This is a genomic window from Microbacterium terrae (assembly GCF_017831975.1).
Lineage (GTDB): Bacteria > Actinomycetota > Actinomycetes > Actinomycetales > Microbacteriaceae > Microbacterium > Microbacterium terrae.
In genome coordinates, this window is the sequence record NZ_JAFDSS010000001.1 from 2978953 (window position 1) to 2995682 (window position 16730).

Here is a 16730-nt window from a genome sequence, read left to right on the forward strand (position 1 = left end):
CGGCACGAGCGCTCGATGTTCTATTCAGAAGGCACCGCTCTTGACATTGTTTAGAACATCTGTTCGTATGTTCACATGCGTTGGCAGGGTCAAGAGCTGGGAGTAACGGATGCCGCCGCCCTGCCCGGCCTCGAACATCTCAGCGGCCTGGTGCGCTCGGTGACGACCCCCGAGTTCGCCGGCGTCACCTTTCACGAGGTGCTCGCGCGCACCGCGCTGAACCATGTTCCGGGCGCCTCGGCAATGCCCTTCGACTGGACGGTGAACCCGTACCGCGGATGCAGTCATGCATGCGTATACTGCTATGCCCGCGGGACGCACGAGTACCTCGAGCTCGATGCCGGGCGCGACTTCGACACCCAGGTGATCGTCAAGGTGAACGTGGCCGAGGTACTGCAGAAGGAGCTGCGCAAGGGCACGTGGATGCACGAGCCCGTGATGCTCGGAACCAACACCGATCCCTATCAGCGTGCGGAAGGCAGGTACCGCCTGATGCCCGGGATCATCGACGTGCTGGCCGAGAGCGGCACGCCGTTCTCCATCCTCACGAAGGGCACGCTGCTGCGCCGCGATCTTCCGCAGCTCGCCCGCGCCGCCGAGCGCGTCGACGTGTCGCTGGCGATGTCGATCGCGATCTTCGACGACGCCCTGCAGCACGCCGTCGAACCCGGCACGCCGTCCGCAACGGCGCGACTCGAGACGGTGCGCGCTGCGACCGAGGCGGGCTTCGCCGTGACGGTCTTCCTCATGCCGATCCTCCCCCACCTCACCGACTCGATCGCGATGATCGACCACGCTCTCACCCGCATCCGCGAGGCGGGCGCGGTGCGCGTCGTGTACGGCGCCCTCCACCTGCGCCCGGGGGCCAAACAGTGGTTCCTGCAGTGGCTCGAACAGCACCACCCCGAGCTGGTGTCGTCGTACCGCGGCCTGTACCCCGGAGCCTCTGCGACGGCACCCAAGGGCTATCGCACCTGGCTCGCGAAACGCGTGCGCCCGCTGCTGCGCGTGCACGGGCTCGACGGTCGCGCGGAAGACGACCATCCGCGCGGCACGCCCGTCGCCGGGCTCGCGGCGCGGGCCGACGCGCGCGCCGCGGGAATCGTGACGACGTCACGCGGACGAGCGACAGCGATGCGCGTGCCCGCCACCCCACCGGCCGCAGCCCCGCCGCGACTGTTCTGAGGCGCGCCAGGCCCGGCCGACAGGCCGTGACGGGTCAGCCCAACAGCGTCGGGTGGGTCAGCCGCCACCAGTCGGTCGGCTCATCGAGCGTGCCCGCGATCTCGATGGGCACCGAGACGCTGTTCGGACCGGATGTCCAGGTGACGGTGCCGACGACCGCCCCGTCATCCCACGACGTCGGGGTCGTCGTCTCGAGCTCCACGGTGATCGGCGTGTCCGACCAGACGAAGATCGAGGCGCCCTCCCCGAGTACTACGTCGACCGAGTCGCCCCACGGAACGGTGAACTCCCCGACCGTCGTGCCCCCGGTGCCGACGGAGACCATCCGGAACCCCGACTGGACGCTCTCGATCAGCGCGGTCACGCTGGCGTTGACGGCATCCTTCGACGATCCTCCGAGCACCACTCCGACCATCGACAGCGGTTCGGCCGCGCCGACGTCGATCGTCGCCGTGTAGAGCAGGTTCGACCCGCTCTCGCCGAGGTTGCCGGTCTTGAGGCCCGTGACACCCGCCGTGCCGAGAAGGGTGTTGGTGGTCGCGATGCGGCCGGCGCCGGGCACCGACATCTCCGACGTCGCAGCGATCTCGGCGATCACCGGGTTCGCGGCCGCGAGCCTGCCCAGCACGACGAGGTCGGTCGGGGTGCTGGTGTTCCGGGCGTCGACGCCGGTCGCATCCACGATCGCCGTGTCGCCGAGGCCGTTCTCGTCGAGCCATCGCCGCGCTGCTTCTGTGTACGCCCACTGCGACCCGAAGGCCCACTCGGCGATCGCCTCGGCGTAGTTGCTGGCAGACGGGATCAGCATCGTCGCGAGCGCATCGCGCAGCGACATCGAACTGCCGATCGGCATCGGGGCGATCGTCACGTCCATGACGTAGTACTTGTCGTACAGCTTGTGGTCGGCGCGGTCGAAGAAGAGCGTCGGCCCCGGGTCGTCGCCGGAGAGCGGATGCGCGTCGAGCACCACGAGAGCGGTGACGATCTTCGCGATGCTCGCGATCGGTCGCGCACCATCTGGGCCGCTCACCGCCCAGATGCCGGGCTCCTCAGCGCCGAGGTACTCCTCCGCGCCGGTCACCCACAGCGCGGATGCCCCGTCGGACGGAAGCGTGAGTGCGACCGGCTCCGGTTCTGGGGCACGCGGTGCCGACATCGACCCCTCGGGGTCGGGGAGCGCCGCGCTGGTCGCCCAGGCGACGTATCCGCCGCAGCCGAGCACGATCGCGAGCACGATGGCCGCCGCGATGAGCCAGCCACGTCGGCGGCGTCGCCGCGCCACCGGATCGGCAGCACCGCCGGCGTCGCCGTAGTCCTGCTCGTCGCGCATCAGCTCGCCGAGGTCGGCGAGCGCGTCGGGGCTCTCCTGGGTCGTCACTGTGCTCCGGTCACGGGTCGGTCATGTCGCGGTCTGCGGCCGCGGCGGTGTGCGCGGGTGCCGGCATCCGCAACGGAGTCGGTCCGTCGCATCCTCGCACGACGCAGCGCATCGTGGTCGGCATCATCCACAGCCCTCGCGCGCAGCAGCCGGCGCGCACCGCATCCTGACACCCGGCGGCCAGGCGCCGAGCACGCGGACGCGGACGCGGGCACCCGAAGTGCACCCGCGTCCGCGCCGCCCCCGGCTCAGCGCTGCCAGGGCCCGTTCTTGCCACCCGGCTCCTGGTTCCGCGTCCACCACTTCGCGGTGTAGGTGACGCCGCCGTGCACGACCCGGTCGCCCTTCGTGTAGATCGTGTCGGCGTACCACTCCTGCACCGTTCCGGCCGCGACACCGCAGACGGTGAGCGTGGCCCACGGGCCGTGGACGGATGCACCGGGCGCATCGCCCTTCGCGTACCACTGCGCTTCGAACACCCGCCCGTCGAGGAATGCGAGGTCTCCGGCGCGGTAGGTCACCGTGGCGTTCCACGGCGTGGAGGCGGCATCCGTCGTCGATGCGCACACCGACGCCTCGTCGCCGGCGACCGGACCGGCAGCGGCGGCGCGCAGGGCGTTCGCCGACACCGCGGACAGGTCGCCGTCGCGGTCGTTGCCGACCTCCCAGAAGTCGACGCCGCCGAGCCCCTGCGCGATGGCCCAGGCGGTCTTCTCGGCCACGGCGACCTCGTCGTCGAGCGACCAGAACTGCGAGGTCGCCGCGTCGAACGCCCACGTCGCGTTGAACCGGCCGTCGGCGGTGTACTCGTGGTGCACCTCGAGGTCGCGCCCGGCGAGCTGGTCCCAGGTGAGCTGGCCGAAGCCGCCGCCTGATGTGGTCCAGGGCTCGGGCTGGGCGTCGTTCCACCCCTGCCCGTAGGCGGCGAGGCCGAGGTTGAGCTTCGACGGCTCGACGCCCGCGTTCACGTACGAGGCGACGACGGTGTCGAGGCCGAGACCCCAGTTGTGGGCGGGGTCGCCGTAGATGTTGCCCTGGTGACCGGTCTCGGGCGTCCACGAGCCCCACAGGTCGTAGCCCTGCAGGTTGCCGTAGTCGAGGCTCGCCCACAGCTCGGGGGTGTTCCAGCCGCCCGCGTTGATCTGGGTGGGACCGGCGGGCAGGAAGGCCGAGATCTCGTAGTCGGCACCGGTCTCGGTCTCGACGGCATCGAGCTGCGCGCGCAGTTCGGCGGCGAACGCGATGAAGTTCGCCTTGTCATTCACGGGGTCGACGCTGTTTCCGACCTCCTGGGCCCAGTCGGGTGCGCCCGGCCACTCCCAGTCGAGGTCGAAGCCGTCGAAGATGCCGGCGGCGACGCCCGCGCCACCCCGGCCGTCGACCACGGGCAGATCGCCGCGGATGTACAGATCGATGCAGGACTCGGCGAGGTCGGACCGCAGCTCGGGCGTCGCGACCGCCTTCGAGAACGACTTCGACCACGACCATCCGCCGAGCGACACGTTGATCTTCAGCTCGGGGTACAGACGCTTGAGCTGCTTGAGCTGGTTGAAGTTGCCCGCCAGCTTCTGCTTCTTGGCGGCACCGTCGGCGATGCCGAGCACAGACTGAGCTGCGGTGAACGCGTGGACGAAGTCGCTGTCGGCGTCGCCGGCGACGTCGGTCTGACCGGGGCCGGGGGCTGCCGAGTCCGAGATGAAGCACGTGTACGGCTCGACCCCGTCGAGCCCCTGCACGCCGGCGGCACGGGCCGTGTCGAGAGCCGCCTGGTCGCCGGCGATGTTGCCGAACGAGTAGTTGATGTGGGTCAGGTTCGCCGCCTGACCCGAGTCGACGAAGACGCGCTTGACGGTGGCCTGCGCCTCTCCGGTCGCGCGCCATTGGCCGTAGTAGCCGACGTTGCGGTAGCCGTTGATCGTGGTGGTGGGGGTGGCGTCGCCTGTCTCGGCGACGGCGGGTGTGGCCGCGAAGACACCGGCGACGAGCATTCCGGTGAGCGCGACCGCGAGGGCTGGGGTTCGGGGGGACAACACAAGCTCCTTCGGTTGCGGGTGGCGTCCGGGTAATTAGGTAATCGTCTTAACAAATACCCGGACTCCCATTGTGGCAGGAGCACCCGCCGAAGGGGAACCCCCGAAGTATCAGCGGATGCGGGATCATGCTCGTGAAGACCGGAGGTCGCCATGGCACGGTTCCTGTTCTCTGCGATGCCGTTCACGGGGCACGTGCAGCCGGTGAGCGCCGTGGCCGCGGCGCTGGTCGCGCGCGGGCACGACGTGCGCATCTACACCGGACACGCGTTCGCCGGCCGGGTCGCGGCATCCGGCGCCCGCCTCGTCCCGTGGCATCACGCCCCCGACTTCGACGAGAACGACCTCGCGGCGACCTTCCCGCGCCTGGTGGGCAAGAAGGGCCTCGGCCAGCTCCTCGTCAACGTGCAGGACGTATTCATCAAGACCGCCCCCGCACAGGTGCGCGACCTCACCGAGGAGTTCGCCCGTGAGCCATGGGATGCCGTGGCCGGCGACGACGTGTCGCTCGGCGCGATCTTCCACTCCGATCTCGCGGTCATCCCGTGGGCGACCATCAGCGTGACGCCGCTGAACATCGTCGGCACCGAGGGTCCGCCGAGCGGCATGGGGCTGGCTCCGGGAACGAACGTCTTCACGAAGGCACGGGATGCTGCGCTGCGCGCCCTGGTGCCCGCCCTCTCGATCTCGCTCCGCCGCCCGCTCATCGACGCGCGAGCGGCGGCCGGACTCCCTCCGTCGAAGGCGACGCTCGACCAGACGCTGTTCTCACCCCGCCTCATCGTCGCGAGCGGCTGTCGCCTGCTCGACTACGACCGCGGCGACCGACCGCCGCACCTGCACTTCGTCGGACGCCTCACGGCGCCCGCAGCCGCCGGCGCCCCGCTCCCCCTTCCCCCGTGGTGGGGCGACCTCGCAGGACGCCGCGTGGTCCACATCACGCAGGGCACGCAGAACATCGATCCGAGCGACCTGCTGCAGCCCGCGATCGAAGCACTCGCCGACAGCGACGCCCTCGTGGTCGCCGTCACCGGCGTGGCCGGGCGAGACGAGCTGCCGTTCCCGGTGCCCGCCAACGTGCGGGTGGCGGGCTTCATCCCCTACGACGCGCTGCTCCCCCTGACCGACATCGTCATCACGAATGGCGGATGGGGAGGCACGCTCGCGGCGCTGAGCCACGGCATCCCGCTCGTGATCGGCGGGGGCGACCTCGACAAGCCCGAGATCGCGTCCCGCGTCACCTGGGCAGGTGCCGGAGTGAACCTCAAGACCGGCACTCCGACCGCCGCGCAGGTGCGGGCCGGTCACGACCGCGTCGTTGCCGATCGATCGTTCCGGGATGCCGCGGCCCGCGTCGGCGCCCAGCTCACGGCGCTCGGCGGACCGGCGGTCGCCGCGGAGCTGCTCGAGACGCTCGTCTGACCGCTCGGACGCGTTCGCCCCGGCACGTTTCGTCTCGTCGCTGCGCTCCTCGCTCAACGACCGGATGGGTGCGCCCCCGGTCGTTGAGCGAGCGCAGCGAGACGAAACGCCCCCCACCGGAATGGGGCACGCTCCCGGTCATTGAGCGAACGCAGCGAGACGAAACGCCCCCACCCGAATGGGTGCACCCCGGTCGTTGAGCGAGCGCAGCGAGACGAAACGCCCCCACCGGAATGGGGCAATCTCCCGGCCGTTGAGCGAGCGCAGCGAGACGAACACCCCCGACCGGACTGCTCCCGGTCGTTGAGCGAGCGCAGCGAGACGAAACGCCCCGACTCAGCGGGTCGGGTCGACCTGCCGGCCGGCGAGCTCCTCGATCAGGTCGTCGCCGAGGCTGACCTCGTCGAACGGCGCCTCGATCTCGGCACGGTCGAGCATCTCCGTCATGCGCCGGCGGCGCTGACGGGTGATCAGGGTGACCACGGTGCCCGAGCGGCCCGCACGACCGGTGCGGCCGGAGCGGTGCAGGTACGTCTTGTACTCGTCGGGCGCGTCGGCCTGCACGACGAGGTCGATGTCGTCGACGTGGATGCCGCGGGCGGCGACATCGGTCGCGACCAGCACGTCCACCTTGCCCGCGGTCATCTTCTCGAGGTTGCGGGTGCGCTTGGCCTGGTTGAGGTCGCCGTGGAGGGCGAGTGCGCGGATACCCTGGTCGTCGAACTGCTCGGCGAGCATCTCGGCGTAAGCACGGGTGCGCGCGAAGACGAGCGTCTTGCCGGCCCGGTCCACGAGCGAGTTGAGGATCTCGGCCTTGTCGCGGTGGTCGATCACGAGGATGCGGTGATCGATGGTGCCCGAGTCCTGATCCTCTCCGGCGACCTCGTACACGGCGGGCTCGACGAGGAACTCGTCGACGAGCGCGGCGACCTCGCGGTCGAGGGTGGCCGAGAACAGCAGCTTCTGGGAGCCGTCGGCGGTGAGGCGCAGGATGCGCTGCACCGGCTCGAGGAATCCGAGCTCGCACATGTGGTCGGCCTCGTCGAGCACGGCGATGCTGATCTCGGAGAGGTCGAGCTTGCCCTGCGCCTGCAGGTCTTCGATGCGGCCGGGGGTGCCGATGATGATGTCGACGCCCTTGCGCAGCGCGCCCACCTGGCGCGCCTGCGGCACGCCGCCATAGATCTGGGTGGTGAACAGGCCCACGCTCCGCGCGATCGGCTGGATCGTGCGGTCGATCTGCAGGGCGAGCTCGCGGGTCGGCGCCATGATGAGTGCCTTCGGCGAGCGGCCGAACTCGCGCTTGCTGCCGGCCTGGCTGCGCAGGATCGCCTCGACGAGCGGAGCGCCGAAGGCGATGGTCTTGCCCGAGCCGGTGCGCCCGCGGGCGAGCACATCGCGGCCATCGAGGATCGGGCGGATCGTCGCGGCCTGGATCGGGAACGGACGCTCGGCGCCCAGCGACGCGAGGGTCTTCACGATGTTCTCACCAAGGCCGAGGTCACCGAACCCCTGGTCTGCGACGGACTCGGCCTGAACCGCCTGCGCCTGCAGGCGCTCGTGCACGACGTCGACGCGCTGCTCGTCGCGCGCGACGGGCTTCGCATTCCAGTCGGCGCGGTTCGGGCCGTCGCCTCGCCGCGGGGTGCGGTCGTCGCGGCGGGCCGGACGGGCGTCGCGGTCGTAGCGGGGACGCTCGGTGCGGTCATCGGTGCGAGCCGGACGGGCATCGCGGTCGTAGCGGGGACGCTCGCGGTCGTCACGAGCCGGACGGGCATCGCGGTCGTAGTGAGGACGCTCGTCGTCGCGACGCGGGCGCGAGTCTGCGCCACGGTACGACGAGCGGGCGTCGCCGAAGGAGCGGCGGTCGTCGCGCTCGACACGGTCGCGGTTGCGTACGTTCGAGGGACGGTCGTCACGGCGCGGCGCGCGGTCATCGCGGTCGTAGCGGGGACGCTCGCCACGGTCGTCACGGCGCGGCGCGCGGTCGTCACGGTCGTAACGGGGACGCTCACCGCGGTCGTCGCGTCGGGGTGCGCGGTCATCGCGGTCGTAGCGCGGACGCTCGCCACGGCTGTCGAAACGCGGGCGCTCACCGCGGTCGTCGCGACGCGGGGCACGGTCATCGCGGTCGTAACGCGGACGCTCACCCCGGCTGTCGTAGCGGGGACGCTCACCGCGGTCGTCACGACGCGGGGCGCGGTCATCGCGGTCGTAGCGGGGACGGTCGTCGCGCGACGGGCGATCGCCGTTCGCGTGGGTGCGGATGCCGCGGGCCGCGTCGCGGCCCGCCTTCTCCTGCGAGCTCCAGCGGCGCTTCGGCGCAGCATCCGTCTCCTCCGGACGGTAGCCGCGGTGCGACGGGCTCTTGCTGCCGGTCTTGCCTGCCGATGACTCGCCCGGACGGCGCTTGCGGTCCTGGAAGCTGGTCTTCGCGCCGTAGCGCGGCTCGAAGTTCTTCGCGGCGCGACCGCCGGCGGGCTTCTTGTTCTTGGGCATGGGTGTGTCCTTCTCAGGTTGTCTCGCACGACCCGTCGCAGCAGCTCGGGGCAAGGCGCAGCCGCGCTGCGGGAGCAGGCGCGAGCATCCCGGGAACATCGTCGGCCGGGGGCCATTCATGTGATGGTTCAATAAGCGCCGATCGGCGCTCACCATCGGCCCCTTGGACTCACAAAACCCACCCGCGCATGGCGCGGCGTCCAGAGCCGACCCGCCTACCCTACCGGCTCCGCCTGGGAAGCCGCCCGACGAGGGCGACGTCGCGCTTGCGAGACGGCGGCCACGCCCGCGACACTGTTCGGATATGAGGCGATGGAGCACGCGCACGGTCGCACTGACGGCCGCGCTCGTCATCGCGCTCACGGCGAGCGGATGCGCCACCACGCGCACCCCGGATGACAGCCCCGGCGCCCTTCCTGCCGGCGTTCCGACGCCCACCGAGACCATCGAGCACGGCACGGCCTCGGGAGGTCCCCCGCCGTTCACCATCCGCTACGACGACACCGAGCTCGTGCTGCCCGCCACCAGCTGGTGCTACGGCAACAGCTGCGCCGACGGCTACGACATGCATCCGCCGTCGGTCGGCAGCCCCGACGAGGTCTTCGTCTTCGTGCCGGTGGCCGGCTTCGAGACGCTGTCAGCCTCGCAGCGCTCGTCGGGCGACTGGTGCGCCGCCCGCACCGTCGAAGCCGAGGTGACCGACCTCGGCGACGGGTGGTGGTCGGTGCACCCGCAGGGCGCCGCCGGCACCTGGACGCTCGACTTCTTCGCCGGCGGCGACGGCGGCGGTGACATGGCGGCGAGCGTCGCCTGGGACACCCCGGCCGATCAGCCGCTGCCCGAGCCCGAGGCATCCGTCGTCGTCATCGCCGACCACGACGGCGAACCCGACTCGTACGGAGTCGAACTGCGTGTGTGGAACCTCGCCGAGACGCCCGTCGACGCCGTCGCCGAGATCACGGTGACAGCGGCCGACGGCGAATCGCTCACCTTCGAGGCGACCCGCGACACCGATTGCGCCGGCGAGGGCGCGCTGTACTTCGACGGCCCCGCATCGGCGGGGCTCGAGGCCGCAGCCCTCGGCGATTTCCCCTTCACCTACGACGTGACCCTCACCATCGACGGCGCCGAGCACACCGCATCCGGCGTCTACCCCGACGATGCGCCTCCGCAGGACCTCGCGGTGCCGCTGGAGTTCTCCCCCGCCCTCGACTGACCGCGGGCCGCGGCGCGTCATCCGGCTGTGACATCCACCACCGACAATGGAGCCATGGCAGACCCCGCCCACCCCATCACCGTCGCGATCGAGCGACGCATCGACCCCGTCCGCACCGCAGAGGCCACGAGCTGGATGCAGGCGGGAACCGACCTCGCGACGGGCTTCGACGGCTTCCTCGGCTCCGGCTGGGTGCGCGCCGGCGAGGCGAGCGACCTCTGGTACATGCTGTACCGGTTCCGCGACATCCCCACCCTCGAGGCGTGGGAGCAGTCGCCCCAGCGCGCCTGGTGGCTCGATTCGGGCCGGGCATTCTCGAGCGAGGTGCGGGTGGAGCGCCGAACCGGCATCGAGGGGTGGTTCGACGCCCCGTTCGCCACGCACGTCGAGTCGCGGACGGCGACGGACGCCGCGCCGGCGACCGGCCCTGTGCAGCAGCCGATCCCGCTCGCCCCGCCCCGGTGGAAGCAGGCGGTGACGATCTGGGTAGGTTTCTTCCCGACCAACCTGCTCGCCTCCTGGCTGCTCGGGTTCGTGCCCGGTTTCGCCGAGCTCCCGCTCGTCGTGCGCGTGCTGATCTCGACGCTCGCCCTCACCCCGGTGATGACCTACGCGGTGCTCCCGTGGGTGACGCGGATGCTGCGCCCCTGGCTGCAGCGCAGCCGCTGCGCGGCCACCAGAACCGCTCGGGAACGGCCCGCGAACGGCCCGCGCGCGCCCTACCCCGCGCCCGCGGCGCGGTCCTACACTTTCGCCATGAGCACCCCTGTTGCGGCAGAGGCCGCGACCGCCCCGGCGCCGGGACGGCGCGCCGAATCGGAGTCCATCTACGCGGCACTGGCCGCCGGCGTCGTGGGCGCCGTCTACGGACTGCTGGTCTCGCTCCTCGCCGACGACCTCCGACTGGTCGGCGACGACCCGTTCGCGGTGTTCGCCGCCGCGGGCGCCGCCGTCGTGGCGGCGGCCGCGTCGACGACGGAGTACTGGCGCTCCCGCGGCCGCCCCGGTCAGGAGTGGCGCCTCGACCTCGCGCCGTGGAAGTTCACGGTCAACACCGTCTCGGTCGTCATCGTGCACACGGCGCTGGCGTTCGTCTCGGTGTACGCGCTGTATCGCGTGCTCGCTCTCGGCTTCATCGGGCTGCCGATCGTGACGTTCTGGGCGGTCGTGCTGATGGCGGTGACGCTCGGACTCACCGCCTGGGTCGTGTGGCTGTCGGTGTCGAGCATGAACACGCAGCGCATGTCGAGCCTGCTGCTGAGCTTCATCGCGATCGGAACGCTCACCGCCACGGTCACCACCCCCGACCCGGAGTGGTGGATGGTGCACTTCAGCCACCTCGGCACGTTCGACGACTGGTCGAGCTGGGTGTTCAACGGCACCCTCATCGCCGGCGGACTGCTCGTGACCACCTTCGCCGTCTACATCGCGAACGACATGGTCGCGCTCACCGACTCGGGAGTGCTCGGCAACCCGCGCGGATCGCGGATCGTCTCGACGCTGTTCGTGGCGATGGGCGTGATGCTCGCGTGCGTCGGCATCTTCCCGGTCGACGTGAACCTCTGGCTCCACAACCTGTCGGCGTCGGGCATGGCCCTGATGTACCTCGTGCTGCTCATCGGCGGGCCGAGATTCCTGCGCGGGATGCCGCGCACCTACTTCGTGGCCGCGTGGACGTTCCTCGCCGCCATGGTCGTCTCGGTGGTGCTGTTCGCGGTCGGATACTTCTCGTTGACGGCATTCGAGATCATCGTCTTCGCGCTGATCTTCGGCTGGATCGCCGTGTTCATCAGGTTCCTGGGCGTGGCCGGGCGCAACGACTGACGACGGATGCTGCGCCCCGGCGCACGCGCGAACGCCCGGGCCGAGCCGCTCTCGCGGCCACGTGCCCGGGCGTTCCCGTGATCACTCGGAGCGGTCGTCGCCCCGGTGCTGGTCGCCCTCGGACTGGCCCTCGTGGTGCTCGCCCTCGGACTGGCCCTCGTGGTGCTCGCCCTCGGACTGACCCTCATCGTGCTGACCCTCGTGGTGCTCGCCCTCGGACTGACCCTCATCGTGCTGACCCTCGTGGTGCTCGCCCTCGGGCTGACCCTCGTGGTGCTCGCCGTCAGGCTCACCCTCGTGGTGTTCCCCACCCTCGGGCTCGTGCTCGTCCTCGTGCTCGCTGGGGCCCTCGGGCGTCGACTCGTCGGAGTCGGTGGTCTCGGAGTCGGCGGTCTCGGCGTCGGGGGTTCCGGGCTCGCTCGCCTCAGACTCGCCGCTTTCGGATTCGTCGGACTCCGGCGCCTCCGGCTCGGCGGCTGAGTCGTCAGACTCGCGCTCGACGGATTCGGTCGCCTCGGCGACATCTCCCTCGGGCTCGGGCTCGACGTCTCCCTCGGCCTCGGACTCGACCTCCGGCTCGGCGTCGTCCGCACCGTCGTGGGTGGCCTTCGGCTCGGCTCCCTCGGACTCGGCCTCACCCTCGGACTCGGACTCGGACTCGGTCTCGGCCTCCGGCGTCGCCTCAGCCTCGAGGTCGCCCTCAGACTCCGGCTCATCGTCGACCGGGGCATCCGCGTCGGTGTCAGCCCCGCTCACTCCCTCGGCCTCGTCGACGACGACCGGCTCAGCGACCGGGTCGCCCTCAGGTGCCGCCTCGCCGTCCGTCAGCGCATCCGTCGCCACGGCCTCCGTCACGGCCTCCGTCTCGGCCTCGGCGCTCACCGCTGCGGGTGCCGCTTCGTCTGCGGCGACCTCGATGTCGGGGTCCTCCTCGATCGTGGGCACCGCGACCGCGACGGCGGTGGCTGCACCGCCGGCCGCGGCTGCCTCGATGGCCCGGCGCTGACGACGCGTCAACGGTGCACCGTCCACGATCTCGCCTTCGCCGGCTGCAGCCTCGGGGCCGTCATCGTCGGGAGCGCCCAGCGGCACAGCATCCTCGCCGCCCTCGTCGCGGCCGCGGCGCTTGGCCGCGCGACGCTCCTTGGCGCCCTCGACGAGGTTGTACAGCGTCGGCAGCACGAGCAGCGTCAGAACGGTCGACGACACCAGACCGCCGATCACGACGATCGCCAGCGGCTGCGAGATGAAGCCGCCGTGGCCGGTGATGCCGAGCGCCATCGGAGTGAGCGCGAAGATCGTCGCGAGCGCCGTCATGAGGATGGGGCGCAGTCGTCGCGAGCCACCCGCGAGGGTCGCGTCGTGCGCCGACAGCCCCTTCTCGCGGTACTGGTTCACGAGGTCGACGAGCACGATCGCGTTCGTCACCACGATGCCGATGAGCATCAGCACGCCGATGAGCGACGAGACGCCGAGCGGCACGCCCGTGATGATCTGCAGCAGGATCGCGCCGGTCGCCGCGAACGGCACCGACACGAGGAGCAGCAGCGGCTGGCGCAGCGACTTGAAGGTCGCCACCATCACGATGTAGACGATCAGGATCGCCGCCAGCATCGCGAGGCCCAGCTGGGTGAACGCATCCTGCTGCTGCGAGACGACACCGCCGAGCGACGCGTCCGCCGAATCGGGCAGCGCGACGTCTTCGAGCGCCAGCGTCACGGCCGAGGTGGCCGCGGCGAGGTCGTCGGTCGACGGGGTCACCGTGACGGTCGAGGTGCGCTGGCCGCCCTGCGTCGTGATCGACACCGGACCCTCGCTCACCTCGACGGTGGCGACGTCTTCGAGCGGCACGAAGCCCGCTGCCGTCGGAACGGGCAGCTCGCGCAGCTCGTCGAGCGAGGCGGGCGTCTCGGATGCCGCGAGGTACACGGTGAGCGCGGTGTCGTCGACCTCGATCGAGCCGATCGACTGCGCCTGCATCGTGTTCGACACGAGGGCGCCCACGGCGACCTCCGACAGGCCGAGCTCGGCGGCGGCGTCGCGATCGACGCTCACCGCGATGTACGGCAGCGATGCGGCGAGGTTCGACGAGACCTGGCCGATGCCGTCTTCGCCCTCGATCGCGTCGACCACGGCGTCGGTGGCCTCCTGCAGCGTGCCCGAGTCGGGCGCGGTCACCTCGACCTCGATGTCGCTCGAGCCGAAGCCGCCGCCCGCGGTCGACACGGTGATCTCACCGGCGTCCTCGAGCGCGCCGACGGCGTCCTGCACCTCTTCGCGGAGGGCGACCTGGTCGACGTCGGCATCCGTCGTGATTGAGTAGGTGATCCCGGCGCCGCCACCGGCGAACGCGTCCTGCAGGGCCGACCCGCTGGTGCCGATCGACACCTGCACGGTCTCGATGCCGTCGATGTCGAGCAGCACGGCCTCGACCTCCTCGGCGGCGGCCGACTCGGCCTCGAGGCTCGGGGCGGGCCCGATGTCCTGCGTCATGGTGAACGTGTTCTGGCCCGAGTCGCCCAGGAAGTTCGTCTTCATGAACGGCGCGGCCGCGATGGTGCCGGCGAGCACGAGCACGGCGAGCAGCAGGGTGACCCACGAGTGCTTGAGCGTCCACTTGAGGATGGGCTGGTAGCCCTTCTGCAGGCGGCTGAGCGGCGCGGCCGGGTCTTCGGGGTCGATCTCGGCCCCGTTCTCGTCGAGCAGGGGCTTGCCGGGCTTGAGGAACCAGTACGCGAGCACCGGCACGATGGTGAGGGCCACGAACAGCGACGCCAGCATCGCGATCGTCACGGTCATCGCGAACGGCCGGAACAGCTCACCGGTGATGTCGCTCACGAAGGCGATCGGCAGGAACACCGCGACCGTGGTGATCGTCGACGAGGTGATGGCCGAGGCCACCTCCTTCACGCCGCGCAGGATCGAGGCCTTCTTGTCGGCCTCGCCGACGTAGTGCCGCTTGATGTTCTCGATCACGACGATCGAGTCGTCGACGACGCGCCCGATCGCGATCGTCAGCGCGCCCAGGGTGAGGATGTTCAGCGAGTAGCCGAAGGTCTGGATGCCGATGAAGGTGATGAGCACGCTCGTCGGGATCGAGATCGCGGTGACGAGGGTCGCGCGCACCGACATCAGGAAGATGAGGATGACGATGACGGCGAAGACGAGGCCGAGCATGCCCTCGACCGCCAGCGTCTCGATCGACTGCTCGATGTAGGGAGCCTGGTCGAACACGACGGTGAACTCCGCACCGCCGAGCGAATCCTCGAGGTCGGGGAGGATCGCGAGCACGCCGTGCGACACGTCGACCGTGTTCGCCGCGGGGAGCTTGGTGACCGCGATCGTGAGGGCCGGCTCGCCGTCGACGCGCGAGATGCTCGTCACGGGGTCGTCGGCCTGCTCGACGGTCGCGACGTCGGCGATCGTCACCGTGCCGGCGGCGAGCTGCTCGGCCGAGCTCGGCACGAGCGGCAGCGCAGCGAGGTCGTCGACCGAGGTGATCTTCGAGCCGGTCTGCACGGTCAGCGTCTCGTCGTCCTCGGTGACCTCGCCGCCCGGGAACAGCACGCCGTTCTGGTCGAGTGCGTCGCTGATCGCCTGCTGCGTGTAGCCGGCGGCCGCGAGCTCATCCTGGTCGGGCGTGATCGTGATGCGCTGGCCGACGCCGCCGACGACCTCGGCGCCGTCGACGCCGTCGACGTCTTCGAGCTCGGGGATGACGGATGCCTCGAGCTGCGCCTGGATCGCGTCGGGGTCGGAGTACCCCGTGACGGCGAGCTGGATCACCGGGAAGTCGTCGATGCTCGCCGAGATGACCGTCGGCTCGACGCCGTCGGGCAGGTCGATGCGGTTCAGCGCCTGGTTGATCTTCTGCTCAGCGGTGCCGAGGTCGGTGCCGTAGGTGAACGACGCCTGCACGATCGACGCGTTCGTGGTGCTCGTCGCGACCGAGGACTCGAGTCCGGGCACGCCCTGGATGGCCGACTCGATCGGTGTCGACACGTCGGTGTTGACCACCTCGGGCGAGGCGCCCGGGTACGTGCTCACCACGATCAGCGCAGGGAACTCGATGGACGGGATGAGCTCCTGCTTGAGGCTCGTCAGCGCAAGCCCTCCGAAGAGGGCGGCGACGATGGTGACCAGCGCGATGAGGGCGCGGTTCTTCAAGCTCAGGACGGCGAGGTTCGACACGGAGGGCCTTCGCTGGTGAGTGGTGCAGATGGAAACCTGACCCGCGCGTGACTCCCCAGATGTGCCCGGGCCGGGCGGCCGCACGCGGCCGATACGGGGATGTATCGGTTCAGTATTTCACGGTCGCGTGGTGAGACCCGTCGACGATGATCTCAGGATGCCGCGCCCGCGAGAGCGACGCCGAGTGCGAGCCCGATCCCGGCGGCGCCGACGGCGAGCGCGGCGGTGCCGAACAGGTTGAGCGCCGCCTGCGCCCAGCGCCGCCGCTGAGCCAGCAGCACCGTCTCCACCGACACGGCGCTGAAGGTCGTGAAGCCGCCGAGCACCCCCACACCGACGACCGTGAGCACGTCGGCGGAGACCACCGGGGTGAGGAGCCCGAGCAGGAGCGAGCCGGTGAGATTCACGACGAGGATGCCGAGCGGAAAGCCGTGCGGGCGCGGAACGACGGCATCCACGATGACGCGCATCGCCGCGCCCGCTCCCCCGGCGACCGCGGCGAGGATCACGAGCCCGAGGTTCACTCCGCAGCCTCCACGGGCTCCATGCCGCCGGGGGCATCGACGAGGCGGCGGCCGATCGCGAGCCCCATCGCAGCCCCGAGCACCCCCGCGCCGAGTGACGCCGCGACCAGCATCAGGGCGTGCAGCGGCGCCTCAGCGGCCATCCCGACCGTCTGCACGGCGAACGCGCTGTACGTGGTGAAGCCGCCCAGCACGCCGGTGCCGAGGAACCCGCGCAGCAGCGGGCGACGGTCGTCGAGCCATCCGACGACGATGCCGAGCAGCAGGGAGCCGAGCGCGTTGACCCCCATCGTGGCCCAGGCCGCGGCCGCGGGGTCGTCGATCGGAAGCACGATCAGCGCACGCGCGAACACCCCGATCGCACCGCCCGCCGCGGCGACCGCGACCGTGCGGAGCGCGAGCGGATGCGGCATCCTCTCACCGTACTCCGGGGCGGCGGCGCGAGCCGCCGCGCCCGCGAC

General features: G+C 70.8%; 10 protein-coding genes and 1 pseudogene. 5 read left to right on the forward strand and 6 right to left on the reverse strand.

Annotation, left to right across the window (positions count from 1 at the left end):
* Nucleotides 1–75: 75 nt before the first annotated feature.
* Nucleotides 76–1185, forward strand: coding sequence for an Rv2578c family radical SAM protein (locus tag JOD63_RS13625; RefSeq protein ID WP_045274241.1), 1110 nt, complete (start codon nucleotides 76–78; stop codon nucleotides 1183–1185).
* Nucleotides 1186–1219: 34 nt separating this feature from the next.
* Here the strand turns inward: JOD63_RS13625 and JOD63_RS13630 are convergent, their stop codons facing one another.
* Nucleotides 1220–2563 carry a D-alanyl-D-alanine carboxypeptidase family protein gene (locus JOD63_RS13630; RefSeq protein ID WP_245617925.1) on the reverse strand — a complete coding sequence of 448 codons (1344 nt, stop codon included), beginning with the start codon at nucleotides 2561–2563 and terminating at the stop codon, nucleotides 1220–1222.
* A 23-nt stretch (nucleotides 2564–2586) separates the two neighbouring features.
* Here JOD63_RS13630 and JOD63_RS13635 point away from each other — a divergent pair, with 23 nt between their 5' ends.
* The gene (locus JOD63_RS13635; protein WP_157003914.1) at nucleotides 2587–2733 is read left to right on the forward strand and encodes a hypothetical protein; all 147 of its coding nucleotides are present in this window, start codon (nucleotides 2587–2589) and stop codon (nucleotides 2731–2733) included.
* A gap of 78 nt (nucleotides 2734–2811) precedes the next feature.
* On the opposite strand, the gene JOD63_RS13640 is transcribed toward JOD63_RS13635, so the two are convergent.
* Nucleotides 2812–4593: a glycosyl hydrolase family 18 protein gene (locus JOD63_RS13640; protein WP_052682271.1), complete on the reverse strand. Its 1782-nt coding sequence runs from the start codon at nucleotides 4591–4593 to the stop codon at nucleotides 2812–2814.
* 153 nt (nucleotides 4594–4746) lie between these two features.
* Here JOD63_RS13640 and JOD63_RS13645 point away from each other — a divergent pair, with 153 nt between their 5' ends.
* On the forward strand, nucleotides 4747–6015 hold the full coding sequence (locus JOD63_RS13645; RefSeq protein ID WP_052682270.1) for a nucleotide disphospho-sugar-binding domain-containing protein: 1269 nt from the start codon (nucleotides 4747–4749) through the stop codon (nucleotides 6013–6015).
* A gap of 336 nt (nucleotides 6016–6351) precedes the next feature.
* On the opposite strand, the gene JOD63_RS13650 is transcribed toward JOD63_RS13645, so the two are convergent.
* Nucleotides 6352–8514 (reverse strand): DEAD/DEAH box helicase, encoded by a 2163-nt coding sequence (locus JOD63_RS13650; protein ID WP_045274240.1) that lies wholly within the window; start codon nucleotides 8512–8514, stop codon nucleotides 6352–6354.
* A gap of 304 nt (nucleotides 8515–8818) precedes the next feature.
* Here JOD63_RS13650 and JOD63_RS13655 point away from each other — a divergent pair, with 304 nt between their 5' ends.
* Both JOD63_RS13655 and JOD63_RS18280 read left to right on the forward strand, forming a co-directional pair.
* A complete protein-coding gene (locus JOD63_RS13655) occupies nucleotides 8819–9730 on the forward strand; it encodes a hypothetical protein (RefSeq protein ID WP_045274239.1) in 912 nt (303 codons plus the stop codon).
* 54 nt (nucleotides 9731–9784) lie between these two features.
* Nucleotides 9785–11554 carry a DUF998 domain-containing protein gene (locus tag JOD63_RS18280; protein WP_307803167.1) on the forward strand — a complete coding sequence of 590 codons (1770 nt, stop codon included), beginning with the start codon at nucleotides 9785–9787 and terminating at the stop codon, nucleotides 11552–11554.
* Nucleotides 11555–12601: 1047 nt separating this feature from the next.
* Here JOD63_RS18280 and JOD63_RS13670 read toward each other — a convergent pair.
* The 3 genes and pseudogenes from JOD63_RS13670 to JOD63_RS13680 form a co-directional block, all read right to left on the reverse strand.
* Nucleotides 12602–15745, reverse strand: a pseudogene (locus JOD63_RS13670) (efflux RND transporter permease subunit); the annotation flags it as partial.
* A gap of 152 nt (nucleotides 15746–15897) precedes the next feature.
* On the reverse strand, nucleotides 15898–16269 hold the full coding sequence (locus tag JOD63_RS13675) for a Fluc/FEX family fluoride channel (protein WP_157003913.1): 372 nt from the start codon (nucleotides 16267–16269) through the stop codon (nucleotides 15898–15900).
* Nucleotides 16266–16682, reverse strand: coding sequence for a fluoride efflux transporter FluC (locus JOD63_RS13680; RefSeq protein ID WP_045274238.1), 417 nt, complete (start codon nucleotides 16680–16682; stop codon nucleotides 16266–16268). Before JOD63_RS13680 ends, JOD63_RS13675 begins: the two co-directional genes overlap by 4 nt.
* Nucleotides 16683–16730 lie beyond the last annotated feature (48 nt).